General features: G+C 29.8%; 13 protein-coding genes. 1 reads left to right on the forward strand and 12 read right to left on the reverse strand.

From position 1 onward, the window contains the following. Positions 1-183 precede the first annotated feature (183 nt). From B5X81_RS06270 to dagR, 10 genes are all read right to left on the reverse strand, one after another. Positions 184-858, reverse strand: coding sequence for a response regulator transcription factor (locus tag B5X81_RS06270; protein WP_079490270.1), 675 nt, complete (start codon positions 856-858; stop codon positions 184-186). 522 nt (positions 859-1,380) lie between these two features. Continuing rightward, positions 1,381-2,724 carry a radical SAM protein gene (locus tag B5X81_RS06275; protein WP_079490272.1) on the reverse strand — a complete coding sequence of 448 codons (1,344 nt, stop codon included), beginning with the start codon at positions 2,722-2,724 and terminating at the stop codon, positions 1,381-1,383. 79 nt (positions 2,725-2,803) lie between these two features. Beyond that, the gene (locus B5X81_RS06280; protein WP_079490273.1) at positions 2,804-3,415 is read right to left on the reverse strand and encodes a TetR/AcrR family transcriptional regulator; all 612 of its coding nucleotides are present in this window, start codon (positions 3,413-3,415) and stop codon (positions 2,804-2,806) included. A gap of 265 nt (positions 3,416-3,680) precedes the next feature. Further along, entirely contained in the window at positions 3,681-4,430 is a 750-nt protein-coding gene (dagF, locus tag B5X81_RS06285) for a 2-dehydro-3-deoxy-phosphogluconate aldolase (protein WP_079490276.1), read from the reverse strand. A gap of 2 nt (positions 4,431-4,432) precedes the next feature. Further along, complete coding sequence (locus B5X81_RS06290; protein ID WP_244282018.1) at positions 4,433-5,554, reverse strand: DgaE family pyridoxal phosphate-dependent ammonia lyase; 1,122 nt, start codon at positions 5,552-5,554, stop codon at positions 4,433-4,435. Positions 5,555-5,608: 54 nt separating this feature from the next. Next, positions 5,609-6,436 (reverse strand): PTS system mannose/fructose/sorbose family transporter subunit IID, encoded by an 828-nt coding sequence (locus B5X81_RS06295; protein WP_079490278.1) that lies wholly within the window; start codon positions 6,434-6,436, stop codon positions 5,609-5,611. Continuing rightward, positions 6,436-7,188 carry a PTS mannose/fructose/sorbose/N-acetylgalactosamine transporter subunit IIC gene (locus B5X81_RS06300; RefSeq protein ID WP_079490279.1) on the reverse strand — a complete coding sequence of 251 codons (753 nt, stop codon included), beginning with the start codon at positions 7,186-7,188 and terminating at the stop codon, positions 6,436-6,438. Before B5X81_RS06300 ends, B5X81_RS06295 begins: the two co-directional genes overlap by 1 nt. Before the next feature lie 11 nt (positions 7,189-7,199). Further along, positions 7,200-7,691 carry a PTS system mannose/fructose/N-acetylgalactosamine-transporter subunit IIB gene (locus tag B5X81_RS06305; RefSeq protein WP_079490282.1) on the reverse strand — a complete coding sequence of 164 codons (492 nt, stop codon included), beginning with the start codon at positions 7,689-7,691 and terminating at the stop codon, positions 7,200-7,202. 21 nt (positions 7,692-7,712) lie between these two features. Then, positions 7,713-8,135: a PTS sugar transporter subunit IIA gene (locus B5X81_RS06310; RefSeq protein ID WP_079490283.1), complete on the reverse strand. Its 423-nt coding sequence runs from the start codon at positions 8,133-8,135 to the stop codon at positions 7,713-7,715. Between the two features lie 76 nt (positions 8,136-8,211). Continuing rightward, complete coding sequence (dagR, locus tag B5X81_RS06315) at positions 8,212-11,070, reverse strand: transcriptional regulator DagR (protein ID WP_079490285.1); 2,859 nt, start codon at positions 11,068-11,070, stop codon at positions 8,212-8,214. Between the two features lie 433 nt (positions 11,071-11,503). Here dagR and B5X81_RS06320 point away from each other — a divergent pair, with 433 nt between their 5' ends. Next, positions 11,504-12,520, forward strand: a complete 1,017-nt coding sequence (locus tag B5X81_RS06320) for a serine hydrolase domain-containing protein (protein ID WP_079490286.1) — start codon at positions 11,504-11,506, stop codon at positions 12,518-12,520. A 444-nt stretch (positions 12,521-12,964) separates the two neighbouring features. On the opposite strand, the gene B5X81_RS06325 is transcribed toward B5X81_RS06320, so the two are convergent. Together B5X81_RS06325 and B5X81_RS06330 are read right to left on the reverse strand one after the other, a co-directional pair. Further along, positions 12,965-13,759 carry a hypothetical protein gene (locus tag B5X81_RS06325; RefSeq protein ID WP_079490288.1) on the reverse strand — a complete coding sequence of 265 codons (795 nt, stop codon included), beginning with the start codon at positions 13,757-13,759 and terminating at the stop codon, positions 12,965-12,967. Next, complete coding sequence (locus B5X81_RS06330) at positions 13,756-15,732, reverse strand: DUF2075 domain-containing protein (protein ID WP_079490289.1); 1,977 nt, start codon at positions 15,730-15,732, stop codon at positions 13,756-13,758. Before B5X81_RS06330 ends, B5X81_RS06325 begins: the two co-directional genes overlap by 4 nt. Positions 15,733-16,232: the final 500 nt, after the last annotated feature.

The following is a 16,232-nucleotide window of genomic DNA, read 5'->3' on the forward strand; positions in this document are numbered from 1 at the left end:
TTTAAAATCAAACAAAAATCCTTTAACCTATAAAGGTTATATGTATAACTTAGGTTCAATAAAAAATGGTCAATATACCAAAATGATAATTTATATAAAAAGAAGAAAGGCGCTACTAATAAAGGGAGAAATTTAAGAGAAAGCAACAAAAACTGCTTAATGATTTTTTTATATTGTTTATTTTTAATACACAACATAACCTTTTCCCCATACAGTATGAATATATTCAAATTCTGAATCAATAGCTTGTAGCTTCTTTCGTATATTTTTAATGTGGACCACCACAGTATTATTTGAAGACAGTATAAACTTTTCTCCCCATACATTTTCAAAAATTTCCTTCACACTAACACTGTTCCCCCTATTGCTAATGAGGTAGAATAATATCTTGTATTCAATATCAGTAAGTCCAACTTTAATGTTATTTACAGTAACTTTATTTATGTTTTTATCAATAAAAAGATTATGGATGCGTATTCCTGATAATTGTCTATTAGCATTTTCTCGTCTTGACAACGCAAACACCCTTGCAAGTAATTCTTTAGACGAAAAAGGCTTTATCATATAATCATCGCCACCACATAATAAGCCTTTAACCATATCATCTTCACTTGATTTCGCAGTTAGAAACAGTATCGGAACCATGGAAACTTCCCTTATTTTTTCACATAAAGAAAACCCATCTTCGTCTTCCATCATAACATCTAAAATTATGACAGAGAAGTGGTTATTTTTAAAATACTTCAGTGCTTCATTCGAATTTATAGCTTTATACACAAGATACCCTTTTTTAGAAAGATGATAATCTAAAATATCTAATATTTCTGAATTATCATCAACAATTAGTATGGATTGCATAGTTCCCCCCCTTTTTGAAGGTTTAAGCTAATGTAGTATATTATTGTCTATGTATAAAATGTAATTAAAAATGATTTTCAATATTATCTTACATTAGTCTTGTCATAATTGCAAGACACTAGTTATGGAGGTTACTGTCCAGTAATAGTTAGCAATTTTTTGAGAATATAAAATATCTTGTGTAAATGAACGATGTATTAAAAATTCATATGTGAATAATTATTAATTGAATATACATAGGGTGCCCCGTAGAGCAAAATGGGGGACTGATAAGTTCCCCTTATTTTTTTAGTATTTATAGCTTATATAATTTCTACTATCACCAAAATTATTTCCATTAGAATCATTCTTATTATAACCTAAATGGTGCTCAAGCTCTGCTTCTAAAGCTTGTTACATTGTTTCTCTAAATATTACCTTGACAGCTTCTTTTACTTCATCTACTGTTTGACATTTCTGTGCTAACTTTTTTATCGTTAAATTATTAAAGTTTTGCATAAATAATTATCTCCTCTTCTTTTATTATTTTTCTGATGATTTCCATAACTTTTCTGCTGTTATAGCCCATTTTTTCGATACATCCTGGCATTTATCAGTTAATTCATCGACAGACTCTTTATCGATAGGTTGGGTAGAATGGGCCTTTGCCATATGTACCATTTCTTTTAACTTATTAGGATTATCCAATAATGGACAGGGTCTTAGATGGTTATCGTTAAAGGGCTGATTTTTCTGATATTCCATAAACAAAGGAGATTTTAGGGCTTCTATTAAACTTACATCCTTTATATTTAAATTAGAATAATGAATGAATGCACAGGGTTCTACATCTCCATTTGCATTAATATGTAAATAATTTTTGCCACCTGCAATACAGCCGTTAACATATTTTCCATCATTCCAAAAATCCATAAGGAATATTGGTTTTTCTGATCTACTCTTTGTAACTTGTCTATACATATACTCTCTTTGCTCCGAATTTGCAATCAAATCTAAAACTGCGCCTTTTCCTATTGGTATATATGTAAAATACCAGCCAAACATACATCCCTTTTCTATCATAAAATCCAAATAATCATCTGACCCAACAGTTTTTGTGTTTTTGCTATGGTAACAAGTTGAAAAACCAAAACCTACTCCATATTTCTTTAAGATATCCATAGCTTTCATTACCTTTTGATAGGTTCCTTTTCCACGCCTCATATCTGTTTCTTCTTCATAGCCTTCAATACTAATAGCCATTAGAAAATTCCCGACTTTTTGTAACTCCATGGCAAATTCTTCATCAATTAATGTTCCATTGGTAAAGGCTAAAAACATACAGTCATTATGCTTCTGAGCTATCTTTATGAGATCTTTTCTCCGCACCAAAGGCTCTCCTCCAGAATAAAGATACATATATATTCCAAGTTCTTTTCCCTCACTAATAATTCTATCCAATAACTCATTGCTCATTAAATCAGCTTTATCATATTCTGCCGCCCAACATCCTTTACACTTTAAATTACAAGCTGAAGTGGGGTCCATTAATATAGCCCAAGGAATATTACAATTATATTTCTTTTTCGCTTTTTCAGATATTTGTGATGCCACAATATTTGAATTTATAAAGAAATTTATTAAAGTTTTTTCCTTTACCTTTGGTGCTAATTCATCAAAACCTCTTTTTATAATTTTAAATGTATTATTTTCTGGATTTTCCACACCTCTGCGAAGCCCTTCGATAATTTTTTTGTGATATTCCTTTACTGCGAGTTTATCTGCCCAATTCAATATTTTAGGTATATTTTTTATAGGATCTTTATCAATATAGCTTATACCTTCTTTAACAATGCTGGCTCCTATTATTTTCTTTGCAGTAAGCATATTAATCCCCCTTTAATATTATAATTTTATGAACATTAATGTTTTTTTAGACAATAGTGTCATTAAAAAATTAAAAAAATTATACCTTTAATCCATCTATAATTATATATATATTTTTTAGATGCTCTTCTATTGTAATATTGTCATAAAAACATGTTTGGAGTAAACAAACCTCTATTAACGCATATAAAACAAAAGACATACTTTCTACATTAATTGTCTTGATCTCTTTATCTTGTATCCCATCTTTCAAAACATTTTTAAAAGTATTTTGAATTTTACTGGTGTATTGATTCATTGTTTCTACCATTCTATTATTTTCTCTTTTAAATAGAAGCCATAAATCAATTAACATTAAAATTATATTATTACTTTTATATTCTATGACAATCAAGTTAACAATTTTCTTTATTTTCTCTATATGAGACAATTTATTGTCTTCCAAAATAGTTTTATAGTCTTCTTCTGAAACTTCAATAATATAGTCAATGGCGTATTGAAATATTTCATCTTTATTTTTAAAGTATTTATAAAGTGTAGTACGTCCAAAATTGCATTCCCTTGCAATATCTGAGAATTTTGTATAATGATATCCCTGGGCCACAAATATTTTTAATGCTTTTTCTGTAATCTCTTCTTTCTTTTTTTCATAATCTACAATTTTAGGCATATTCAGCTCCTTTCTTTTCATATTATATCATATAAATATTAACTTTTTAATATTCTTGTCATAATATGTAATTACACAATTCAATAAATTGGAAAACATGTAATAAATCTGGATTTTTCATGGGCTTATTATAAGTATATGCCAATATCATGGTTTTAAAAGAAATTTTGAAAAGGGTATAAGAAGCATTTTATATAATATTTTTTTCATAGAATGAAAAAACAAAAAATGGTTATAGATACTCATAAAGGGAGTATTCCAATAACCACTTTGTTACAAATTAAATCTAAACACATTTTTTTATTTCATTATATATATTTTCAACAATTTTTATCTCTGTTAATCCTGTTTCTTTATTAATTGCACTACTATAAATATGAGGTATTACCTTTGAACAACCAGCACCTATACAAACCTTTATTATTTCAGCAACATTATCTAAGCTTATACCACCAGTTGGCTCTATAATAGGCATTTCCACTCTAACACAAGCCTTCGCTACTTCTTTTAATTCTTCTATATGCTCCAACCCACCCATATGATAATATTTAACAGATTGAACCCCTACTTCTTTTAACATCATAACTGCTGTATCAACATCGGCTTTAACTTCTGTCATATTGCAGCTTTGGGCACCAGTAGATATTTTAACCTTTCCAACTACCCCAGTTGGGCTTATTAAAGCATTTACGATTGTTTGTTTACATCCCTTTCCTTTCAGTAGCCCCACAGTATAGCCAGCTGCTGAATATACTTGATTTACATGGCCTGGATCTAATTCTGATGCTATGTCAGCTACAATTGACCATTGTTTAGGATCACCATCCCCAAGCCCAATAGACAAAACAGGAACTTTTTCTAAGTATTTCTTGCCCATATTAATAGCATCTTCAACTGAATTAAATTTTTTAGATAGTATACCAATAACTGCATTACCATTCATAGTATCCACAACTTCTTTAGCATTATCTGGATCTTTAGCTAAAAAATTAACTGCAACCCTATCCTTATAAAAATTAAATCTATCTAAATTCATTTCTAATTCTCCTTTAATCTATCTATAGTTTTTAAAACGGTATTTAACAATAAAACTTCCTGCCCCTCTTTCAAAGGTCTAGGATCAAAATGTATATATCCTAAATTTGAATAGTAATTTCTTGTATATACTGCTGGATTCTCACATTCTAGAGCATTTATAAGTTTTTTAGCATTAAAACCTAAAATATTTTCATCAATTTTAAGCTTCAGTCTATATATTTCCCTACCAGCACTATCTTTTTCAATCTCAGCCCTTAGGCCTTCAATTTTATTGAATTCTTCTCTTAGCCAATTAACTATTTTTAATTGTTCATCTATTAGACTTTTTAAATCTTTATTTTCATAAAGCTGTAAAGCCTTTAGCAAACCAATAATATTTTCCTTATTAACCTTCATTGCCCTTGCAATTCCAGCATATTGCCTTTTGCAAGCTGAAATCCACTTTCTCTTTCCTGTAATAAATCCTGAAGTAGGACCTTCTATAGCCTTAGCCCCACTATAAATAACCATATCTGCATTCATTTCTATATATTTTTTTAAGTCTTCTTCAGCAGCTGCATCCACTATAATAGGTAAATTGTTTCTATGTGCTATCTCTATCATTTCTTCAAGAGAAACCATGCCTTTTTGTACTGCATGATGAGATTTAATATACATTAAAGCAGCAGTTTTTTCATTAATGCTTTCTTCAATGTGCTCACACAAAACTTTATTTGCCTGCCCTACTTCTACAACATTTCCTCCCCCTAAGCTTATCATCTGAGGAATAGATGCACCAAAGTTTATAGAATGGCCTTTTTGTATAATGATTTCGTTTTTCATGCCTTGACTATTTGGTAATTTTTCAATAAGATTGAGTTTTCCCTTAGTTATAACTGCTGCTGTTGTTATTGCAATGCCGGCAGCAGCTCCTAAGGTTACACAGCTTCCCTGGGCCGATGTGAATTTTGATATGATTTCATCGGCTTTTTCTATTAATTCTTCCATAACAACATAGCTTTTAGAAGCATAGTATACTGCCTTACCTACTCTATCATCTTGTGTTGAAACACCCAAAATTGTCATTTTACCACTTGCATTAATAACATCTCTTACTCCAATTTCTTTATAAACCTCCAACATTCTTTCCCCCCAAATAAGGAAAACAGGAGAATCTCCCCCGTTTTCCTTATAAAATTATAATATTCCTAATATTGAAGCTACTATACTTATTACAATAATTGATGATAAGATAATATTGTATCTTGGTCCCTTTTTCTTTAAAAATCCGTATATCCCAAATACTGCTACCAAGGGAAGTAATCCCGGTGCCATTGAATCTAGTATTTCCTGTATAACTATTGGGCTTCCTTCTAAAACATTTATTTCCAATGGTGTTGTTATGTTTATATAACTGGCTGATAACGCTCCCATCATAAATAAACCAAGTATACTTGCACTATTAATTAATTCTTTGACCCTTCCATCCTGAAGCAAATTAAGTATTGATTCTCTGCCTAATTTATAACCTTTATGACATAAAGCATAGCTTATTATTAAAGTTATTGCTGTATAAGAAACAAGTGGTAAAATTCCGCCCATTGAACTTCCTTCCATGGCAAAGGGTAGAAAAATTCCTATAATTAATGGCATAATTCCTGCCCAAACAATAGAGTCCCCCATACCGGCCACAGGTCCCATCAAACCAGTTTTAATACCTGTAATTGCAGAATCCGGCACATTTTCTCCATTTGATTTTTGCTCTTCCATAGCAACTGAAATACCGTGAATTATGGTACCAAAAATCCCCTCCGTGTTAAAAAAGTTCAAATGTCGTTTAAGAGCTTCACTTAAGGTTTCTTTAGTTGTATATAGCTTTTTAAGAACTGGTATCATGCTTGTACAGAAAATTAAGCTCTGTAAACGTTCATATGAATTTGACAATTCTGCTCCTAAATAATAAATAATCCAAACCTTTGAAATATCCTTTTTAGTAATTTTTGATATAGTAGAATTCTCAGACATTATGCTTCAGCACCTCCACTTAATGATGTACCTTTGTATAATAACGCTATACATGTACCAAAAATTGCTGCTGCCATAACACTAATATTCAAAAACTTAACAGCAAAGAAGCCCATTATAAAGAATGGAATTAATTTTTTCTTTCCAATAACCATTATTGTGATAGCAAATCCTAATGCTGGTAAAATACCTCCCATAATCTCAAAGGAGTGGGTCAACCATTGTGGTAAAATATCTAATATTTTTGAAACAACTGTCTCTCCATAATATGTTGATATAAATACTATGGGAAAACGAATAATAAAACCAAGTATTGCCGGATAAAGAAAAGCACAGCGGTAAATTCCTTTAGTATTTGCTTCTTCAGCATATTTATCAGCCATATGTATCCAAAAAGCATTTGTTGTACGTCGGATTTGATCTACAAATACACCAAGTATTCCAAAGGGAACTGCCAATGCAACTGCTAAATTAGGCTCCATTCCAGTCTGTAATGCTATTGGAATAGCAATACAAGCAGCCAGTGCTGGATCTGACGGCACATTTCCACCTGGTGTGGAAGTAACCCCTAAATATACTAGTTGAACTCCCGCTCCTATAATCATAGCTTGTGTCATATCTCCAAATAGCCATCCAACTACCACAGCCACACAAACTGGTTGTAGTAGCATTCCAGAAAAAGTATATCCAAAACGAAGTCTGGCAAACCAATAATATAAACCCATACAAACAGCAATCATAAATGATCCCATACTAAAACCTCCTATTTATTATATTTTTTTAATATTTCTTTAAACTGCTGTGGCTTGTCTTCCGGTATAGTTTGGAAAATAAATTTTACTCCTTTTGATTCCAATCTTTTTATAATTTCCACATCATTATCATCCAAAGTAATATTTTGAAAAACAGTTTTTCGATTTGGCCCTCCGCCTAATCCTCCAATCTGAACATTTTCAACTTCAAGTCCCTTATTCCAAGCCTCTTCAAGGGAATTCAAATCACCAAACAGTAATAATACATTTCCTTCTCCAAATTTATTACTATTCCAATTTTCACAGGCTTCTTCTATACCATAGCAATCAACATTTACATTAGGTGGTGCAGCCATCAAGTAAACATTTTTCATAAATGGGTCTTGAATTAACATATCACTTGCAACTATAATTCTATTTGCATTTGATTGTGAAACCCACTTTGTTACTACTTGTCCATGGATCAATCGACTATCTATTCTACACAATACAATTTTAGCCATATTTCTTACCTCCATTTAAAATCATTTTTCACTATTCATCGACAATTGTATTTCCTTTAATACATTTTTACAGCCATGCTTCCCGGAAGCCACTATTCTTTCAACAACCTCCCTATCCCCTAAATTATCTATAGAAGCCACTGCTTCAAGTAACATATTTGCATTTAAACCCGACACTACATTGATCTTGAACTCTTGACTAAGCTTTGCAGATACATTTGACGTAGTTCCTCCATATAAATCTGCCATTAATAGTGAATTTTCCGGTAGATTAGAAACCTTGTTCCTAACTTTTTTATAATATTCCTGAAAAGTTTCACTTGCCATCAAAGGAATTTCCGTTATTCTATCAGTGCTTCCAAAAATCATCTTTATACTGTCTATTAGTTTTTCTCCCCATCCTCCATGGGTAAGTAATAATATTTCTGGTTTCTTATTTGTCATTTAAGCACCTCCTCTCATATTGTCAATTATTATACTAGCAATCTTCATGCCAAATTTGTGTCATAAAAAAAACACCTTAAGGTGTTTTATTATATAAAAGCTCATAAATGCAAGATATTTCACTATGAGAAAGTTGTATGCCATAATTTTTTTCTATTTTTGAAAATGACAATTTTATTACAGTAAATTTTTCATTATAATCCAATGATTTATATCTAGCTTCATATTCCATAGGTTTTTTCATTACTATTATTCGTTCCACCATACAACAGCAGTGTATTAAAAATCTTAATCTGATTTGTTTAGTTATTGCCAAATCTAATTTTTCGCATATATTACTTAAAGCTTCCTCAACCTCCAATAATATCTTTTCTGGATTTAAAATCGTTAGATAATCAATAATACTTTGTAATGTAATAGAACTTACAAATTTTTTAGTTATTTGCTTTGTATCATCCCCACAATCACCTATGCGATCAGATATTCCGATTATGTCTATAAGCAATTCAATACCATTTTCAGAGAACAGTTCTTCCAGGGATATAAAGGGAATATCTAAAACATTTATATTAAAGGTACCTATGACTCCTATTATTTCTTCATCCTCATTTATTTGATTTAGTAATTTTTCCTGACTATCAATATTATGGTATTCCTTTGATTCTATCCTAAAATTCTGGGGTAATAAATCTTTAAAGGTGTTTTCAATTAACACTTTTATTTTATTTGCTGTTCCTATTCCAGTAATACATGAAGTTATCAATACCCTTGATTTTTTTTCTGCAATTTTTTTGCTTTCTACAATTAATGAATCCCCACAGGATAATTTTTTAAAATAGCTTTTCATTTCATCAAGGGGTTTTAAATCATATATTACTTTTCTAGTTACTTCCAGTAAAAATTCCGTATTAATATTTTTAACTACAAGGGTTTTAATCCCCAATTGTTTTTCAATGATTTGCCCAAAGGAAACTAATGACCCCATATCTACTAAAAGTATTATTTCTTTATATTTTTTATTTTTTATAATATTAATTAATTTCTCCAAGGTTTCTCCAATGGATTGATCAATAGGCATATCTATTGACTGCAATATATCTGTTCTAAATAAATCATTGGCAAAACTTGCCATGCTTGTTGCCGTTGTATTACCATGGGCAATTAGTATTACACCACAATTTCTATCCATTACCTTTATTGGACTACTATTATATACAGCGTTCAAAAATAATGTTATAAAAATGAGTTCACTTTTAGGACAAGGTATATTTAAAACCTCAGACATATATCTGCATATTATTTTTGCTTCATCATACTCCTTCTTATAATCATCTACAATATATGATGTATTATAAACTGGTGGAGTATCGCCCTTTTTCATATATGATAAAAAGGAATATATATGTAAATAGAAACTATTTTTATTATTATCATCTAAAATTCTTCCAGTAACCTCTTCTATTTTACCAATTATTTTATTAATTTTACTAGCCATGGGCTCATCTATGACCTTTTTAGTAGACATAGACTGTAATTTATTATGAAAAGTATATTGAAATAAAGTTTGTATTTTATTTTCCAATAGTACTTTAATTTCTGAATGTGATAATTCTTTTTCCATAAGTACACTATATTCTTTTATTAGTAAAGAATAAAAATTTATTTTATCATCTTCTAATTCCTTCAAATCTATTTCTTTTGTATATAAATTTGTGTTTTGAGTATTAATAATAATAAATTCATTATTCTTATATATAGATTTTAATAAATTTTTAATTCCTAATTCCTTCTTACTAATTTTTTCTGTCACAAAAGTGTCATCTAAAACAATGCTATTATAGCCTTTTGTCATAACATTCAAAAAAGCTTGAGCACACTTATATTGAATTTCACTTTTTAATTCACCAATATTTCCTTCAAATTCATGGGTCATAAGATAATAAGCAAAATCATATGAGAGCCTAATATCTAAATTAGTTTTTATACTTTCCTGCTGCAAAAACTTAAGAATCATTTCCAATCTTTCCTGCAAAGTTCTTTCCTTTAATGATGGAATCTCAATAACTACTTGTATTCTTCTAAGAAAGGTTTTTAAAAAAGTTGAATTTACATCGCAGGTTGTTGCTCCAATAAGCCTTACTGTAACCTTTTCTTCCTTATTTGAAGAACCCAATTTCCTAAATTTGCCTTTATCAAGGAGCGAAAAAAGCTTTTCTTGACCTTCTGCAGGCAGTCTGTGAATTTCATCTAAGAAAAAAAACCCTCCATCGGCTTTTTTTATTAGTCCGTCCTTATCATTAACTGCACCTGTAAAGGCTCCTTGAGTATACCCAAATAATTGTCCAGTTAACAGCTCAGGATTATTATAGTACTCAGAACAGTTGAAATAAACAAAGGGAACTGCTGTATCAGTTTTATTATATAGCTCATAAAAACGATACATTAATTCAGCAAAATAAGTCTTACCCACACCAGACTCTCCCGTTAATAAAACATGTAATCCATTGGGAGGATAAAAAATAGCAGATTTAGCCTTATATATTGCCTCCTTCAAACTTTTATCATATCCTATTAGATTTTTAAAAGGGTTTCTATCTTGATTTTTAAAATTTTTTTCATTTTTCTTAACTAAATACTTTTTTCTTAAGACTTCAAAGGACTTAACTTCATAATCCTCTTTGTCTATAGTAGTATTTAATAAATTTTCTATATGATACTTTTCTATAAAAAGTACTGGTCTACTTTTTACTTTAATTACTTTTCCTTCTTTATTTAAAATATTTAACTCCTGGCTAACTGAATTCCTTGCAATATTAAGATTTTCACTTATTGATTGGGCAGAATATCCTATAGAAGAATTATAAAAAAGGGATTCTCTATCTATTTTTTGAGATAATTTTCTTATTTCATTATATATACGATCTTTTCTTTTCATAAGATCTCCTCCATGGACCTTTATTAAGCAAATATTTTAAAAATTTGTTAGATAAAATAATTAACTTTAAGATTTAATAGATTTGAAATCTTATATTTATAGTATATTCTTACGACATATTATGTCAAATTTCTTATTGTTTAAACAATAAGGCCACATAATCTGAAAAATTTAACCATACTCAAAGAGTACAGCAAAATGGAGTCAAAAAAAAGTTAATTGAATATCCCTTAAGAAATCCCCCTGACCAATTTGATTACAAATTTTCAATTGTACTCAGCTTGATTTTATTCAAAACAAACAATTTTTAAAAATTTTCTTTATTTCTATTTTATAACATGTTAAGCTGATTATGTAATTAAGAATTCGAATTCCTAACACAAAACACGATGATCATTTATAAATGAAAAATATCCAAAAGGAGGTAATTATTATGCAAAATACTGAATTACCAACATTAAATTGGAAATCCACAGAATCTCAACGTATAGAAATAATTCCAGAAAAACTATCAGAACTTGATTCCATAATAAAATCAAAATGCAATAATATAAACGGTATAATCGTCGTAAAAAAAGGAGATATAGTTTTCGAAAATTATTATAGAGGATACGGTCCAAATGACATTCATCACGTAGCTTCTGTAACAAAAAGCATTCTCTCTGCTCTTATCGGCATTGCTATAAAAAAAGAATATATTAAAAGCATAGATCAGAAAGTGCTGGATTTTTTCCCTGAATATATTTCCGATACCGACAATGAAAATAAACAAAAAGTAACTATTCGTCATCTTCTTACTATGACCGCCCCCTATCCTTATGATGACTGGAATGAACCCCTTGATAAGCTGTGTACCTCACATGACTGGGTAAAATATACTCTAGATATGCTAGGACAAGGTGGAAACATTGGGGGGTTTAAGTATTCCACAGCTGGATCACACTTGCTATCGGCCATCATCACCCGTAGCACAGGAAAAAGCGCCCTTGAGTTTGCCAATAAATATCTTTTTGGCCCCATAGGTATGAGAATAATTCCACAATATAAAATGGAATCATTTTCTTATGATGATTTGTTTGGAAAAAATGTAAGGGGATGGGTAACCGACCCACATGGAAACTCTACAGGTGGATGGGGTCTCACACTTACTCCCCGTGATATGGTCCGTTTCGGTCTATTATATCTCAATTATGGATTTTGGAACAATCAAGAGATTATTCCAAAATCATGGATTGAAGAATCAACAGCCTCTAATAAAAATAACTATGGATATCTGTGGTGGTTATTCAAGGAAAACACTGTTTTTGCATACGCAGCAATGGGGGATGGCGGTAATACTATTTGCTGTATTCCATCAAAAAACATGGTTGTATCAATCGTTTCAGAATTTATGATAAACCCGTATGATCGTTGGAAATTGATTAAGGAACACATCCTTCCAATTTTTTAAAATTAAATGTTCCCTATCGCTTGTAAACAGTAATAAACTCAAAAATCAAGAACCTCTCATCTATTTATAGATGAGAGGTTCTTGATTACACATTGATATTTAATAGAAAAGTAGATAATTATATTTTACAAATAACACATGATACAAACTCTTTGTCAATTTATTTTAAGCCAGTGGTATTATTCCCACTCGATAAGTTAGAATGAAGCTTAAACTTATTTGTTTAATTTTAACGGTGGTTTATAGTAATTTTGGATATTTTACTGATATTATTTGAGGTTTTAAAAGTTTTTAATAGCATTTTAATATCAATGGCTACTTATTAAAATAACCATATAGCATTTTATAAATCCATTTTGATTTAATCGCATCTAATTTTTTTTGTAAGTTACTAATTTTATTCTGTAGTGAAATGTTTATATCTTTAATGCTATTAATTTCATTTTAAAAAAAAGATAACTCACTTAATTTCTTTTTTTCATTAATAGTAGCTAGTCTAAGTTGCTCTTTCAGTTCTCTATTTTGTGCATCAAGTTCATTAATTTTCTCAGAAATTAGGTATTCTTTTGAAATAGGGTCTACCAGAATAGAAACATATAAAGTATTATTTAGTTTTGACACAATGTTTTTGTATTGTTTTTCTTCTTCTTCCTGGGTTTTGAAATCCTCTTTAATATATTTCCAATTTTTAGCATTAAATTCTATTATAGGTATTTCTAAATCTCTAAACTCTTTTATTTTCAGTTCATCAACTTTATAACTATAATATATTTCTATAGCTAACTTTCCAGCCCACTTTTCATAATATATAGCTGGTTCTGATTTTGTAAAATACACCATTACATCTACTACTCTATACTTGGTTTTACTAGTGTATACGACCTCTTCTTGCACAGATTTGTCAATATAAATTTTAACAGGTTGCCCCTTAACTTTTATATTAATAACTTCTAATCTAGAAATACACTCCTTAAAAAATTCGTGTCTATAACTTTCTTCATAACCTTCATGAATTCTATTTGATTTATTTGATTTATATCTAAAATGACTTTTGCTGAGCACTCCGTTTTTCCCTAAAACAAAAGTCATTTTTTCCTTAAAGTTAGCATTATATGTACTATAAAAATTGTCTTTGTTTCTTTCCCAATATTCCGTTTCAAACGTTTTCCAATGAATTACATCCCAGATGTTGATTCTTTTATATTCTCCATTAATTAGTAAATCAGCACTTCTTTTCATATATTCTCCTCATATTTATTAATTTCCTCAATACCTATCTCTTTCATATACTCATAAATCCCATTATAATATTCACATATTCTTGTATGATCATTATCATCTCCATATGGGACATATATAACCATACCTTGTCTAGCTCTAGTTAGTAGCACCCTATAAGCGTTTTTTAAGTATAATTTTTTGTCATTACTATTTATATTGATCCACTTATTACCTCTAAATTGTTTATAAATAAACTTTTCACCATTAAATCTAAAATCAGCCCCCCAAGCTACTAATGCGAAGTCTAGCTCTAACCCCTGTATATCAAACTCTGTAGCTGTATCCTCAAGATAATATGATGATCTCACATCTAAGCAATCATTTAAAAACCAATTTTTTGCCTCAATATCGTTCTTTACATATATTCCTTCTGCCTTTAATCTAAGTGCTTTAGAGCTTGCGACCATGCCGTATCTCTCTGTGCCTCTAGCCTTATTTTTAATCCAATTTTTAGCAACAATCAAATCTCTTGTTATTACAATATCATAATTATCCTTAAGTGTATTAAAAAGTTCTTTAGCAACAACATGCTTAACATCTAATAAACTCTTCACAAAACCAGATAAATTTTCACTTCTAAAAGAACGTAATGATACAGATAAATGAAGTTCTTCCTTAATATTTGCATTAATAGCCGATAACATCGCATTAAGATCTTTTCCTCTTCTATATTCGTTATCCGTAATTCTATTAGAAACAAATACATTCCAATCTTTATGTTTATACTTTAACGCCTGAAACCATTCTCCTAACCCTGCTTCTCCAGTGTTTATTTCTTGTCCACCACCGACAAGACAAATGATAACAGCCCAGTCTTCATGTCTATTCATATATTGAATCAAAAATTCTGGTTCTGACATGTCAAAATCAAGTTGTCCTTTTTTAGTTCTCATGAATTTTGATGTTTGCTCTTTAGTCCACGCTCTTTGTGCTTCATCAAATATTGTAACTTTTTCTGTAGGTGGATGCTCGCTTTTAAGTGCTTCATCTCTGAAATGATGTATTATTTGTATAAAAGATTTTGCTTTTCTTAAAGCATCTGTTTTCTTTACTTTAGAAGTTAAACATTGATCCCTAGCTAGCGATTCTTGTAAAACATCAACAAGAGGCCCATTCCCTGACAAAAATACTGCATGCTCATTTTCATCAAAATTTTGCCTTACACTTGCTATATTAAGTCCCGCTAAAGTTTTTCCCGCACCAGGTACCCCTGTTATAAAACAAATGCTTTTCTTCTTATTTGACTTTGAGTAATCAATAATATTATTTATTATCTCCGTAGTTTGATTAAGGTTAATAGCACCTGCATCAGACCTTGAAATTTCTTCAACATTATGTCCAGAATAGAGAGCTTGTGCTGCCTCTATGATTGTGGGCGTTGGTTTGTATATAGAATTTTCCCAATCTTCAGCTACTATTTTTGATTCTTTATCAAGTGAACTAATGTTATTTAAACAGCTGTAAATATTTCTCTTATTACAGCAAATAGGAACATATATATTATCATCATACTTTTGTAATGAATTATTAATTGCATTCGCTTCAGTAGCAATCAAAACTGGGACTAATTTTACATTATGACTTTCAGAATGAAAATACTTAAGATCAAGCGCATAATCCATAACCTGATCAATATTATGATTAAGATAATTTTTTTCTCCAACTTTAAATTCTAGTAAATAAACAGTATCATTATGTATAAAAACGTTATCTATTCTTTTACCTATTCGTGGTATAACATATTCAAATATAATCTTCCCACTTTTAAAATTTCTTAACTCCTCTTTTAATATTATAATCTGCTCAATCCATGCTGATTTTTGTGCAGAGTCTATACCAAATTTATCATTAGAAGCAATTTTCCCTAATATTTCACTATTTGATTCTGCTAAAAATCTATGTAATAAAGCACTATATAAGCTTCTTTTCATCTTTTTCTCCTAACTTTATTTGTCCTTCCTTTTTAAGTACCTTTATCCTATTAATATTTTCAACTGTTGCTTTTGAATGTCTATTTACATGACTAAGGATATCATTAAGTATCTTATTTTCCTCTTTTATTTTTTCAATATCCCTTAATTTTTCCTTTAGTATATAATGGGGTCAGGCTTTACTAATTTTTGTTATTTTCAAAACAATCAATTATTACTTTGACCTCTTTCGTCAATTTTTTCTCCTTCAAATACACTTTGCCTGTTATTTCTCTCTAGTTATTACATGATATAGTGCTCCTACATAATGTATTCTAGGTTTTCTTGCCATAGTATCACCTTCACTCTTTTAAAGCTTTTATTATTTTAATTATATCATTTTTAGTAAATAGTAAAGCCTGACCCTATTTCCTTCCTTCCAAACTATTTAACGACGCATTTTATGAATTATGTCTAACTAACACTCTAAAATATCTTCTATATAACTTAAAACTATATAA

It is taken from the genome of Maledivibacter halophilus (genome assembly GCF_900167445.1).
Taxonomy (GTDB): Bacteria; Bacillota; Clostridia; order Peptostreptococcales; family Caminicellaceae; genus Maledivibacter; species Maledivibacter halophilus.

Excerpts from the sequence above, each read along its gene's own strand:
- B5X81_RS06310 (WP_079490283.1), bottom strand. The coding sequence starts at position 8,135 with ATGACAAATAAGAAACCAGAAATATTATTACTTACCCATGGAGGATGG.
- B5X81_RS06280 (WP_079490273.1), bottom strand. The coding sequence starts at position 3,415 with ATGAAAAGAAAGGAGCTGAATATGCCTAAAATTGTAGATTATGAAAAA.
- B5X81_RS06300 (WP_079490279.1), bottom strand. The coding sequence starts at position 7,188 with ATGGGATCATTTATGATTGCTGTTTGTATGGGTTTATATTATTGGTTT.
- dagF (WP_079490276.1), bottom strand. The coding sequence starts at position 4,430 with ATGAATTTAGATAGATTTAATTTTTATAAGGATAGGGTTGCAGTTAAT.
- B5X81_RS06330 (WP_079490289.1), bottom strand. The coding sequence starts at position 15,732 with ATGAAAAGAAGCTTATATAGTGCTTTATTACATAGATTTTTAGCAGAA.
- B5X81_RS06275 (WP_079490272.1), bottom strand. The coding sequence starts at position 2,724 with ATGCTTACTGCAAAGAAAATAATAGGAGCCAGCATTGTTAAAGAAGGT.
- B5X81_RS06305 (WP_079490282.1), bottom strand. The coding sequence starts at position 7,691 with ATGGCTAAAATTGTATTGTGTAGAATAGATAGTCGATTGATCCATGGA.
- B5X81_RS06290 (WP_244282018.1), bottom strand. The coding sequence starts at position 5,554 with ATGTTGGAGGTTTATAAAGAAATTGGAGTAAGAGATGTTATTAATGCA.
- B5X81_RS06270 (WP_079490270.1), bottom strand. The coding sequence starts at position 858 with ATGCAATCCATACTAATTGTTGATGATAATTCAGAAATATTAGATATT.
- B5X81_RS06320 (WP_079490286.1), top strand. The coding sequence starts at position 11,504 with ATGCAAAATACTGAATTACCAACATTAAATTGGAAATCCACAGAATCT.
- dagR (WP_079490285.1), bottom strand. The coding sequence starts at position 11,070 with ATGAAAAGAAAAGATCGTATATATAATGAAATAAGAAAATTATCTCAA.
- B5X81_RS06325 (WP_079490288.1), bottom strand. The coding sequence starts at position 13,759 with ATGAAAAGAAGTGCTGATTTACTAATTAATGGAGAATATAAAAGAATC.
- B5X81_RS06295 (WP_079490278.1), bottom strand. The coding sequence starts at position 6,436 with ATGTCTGAGAATTCTACTATATCAAAAATTACTAAAAAGGATATTTCA.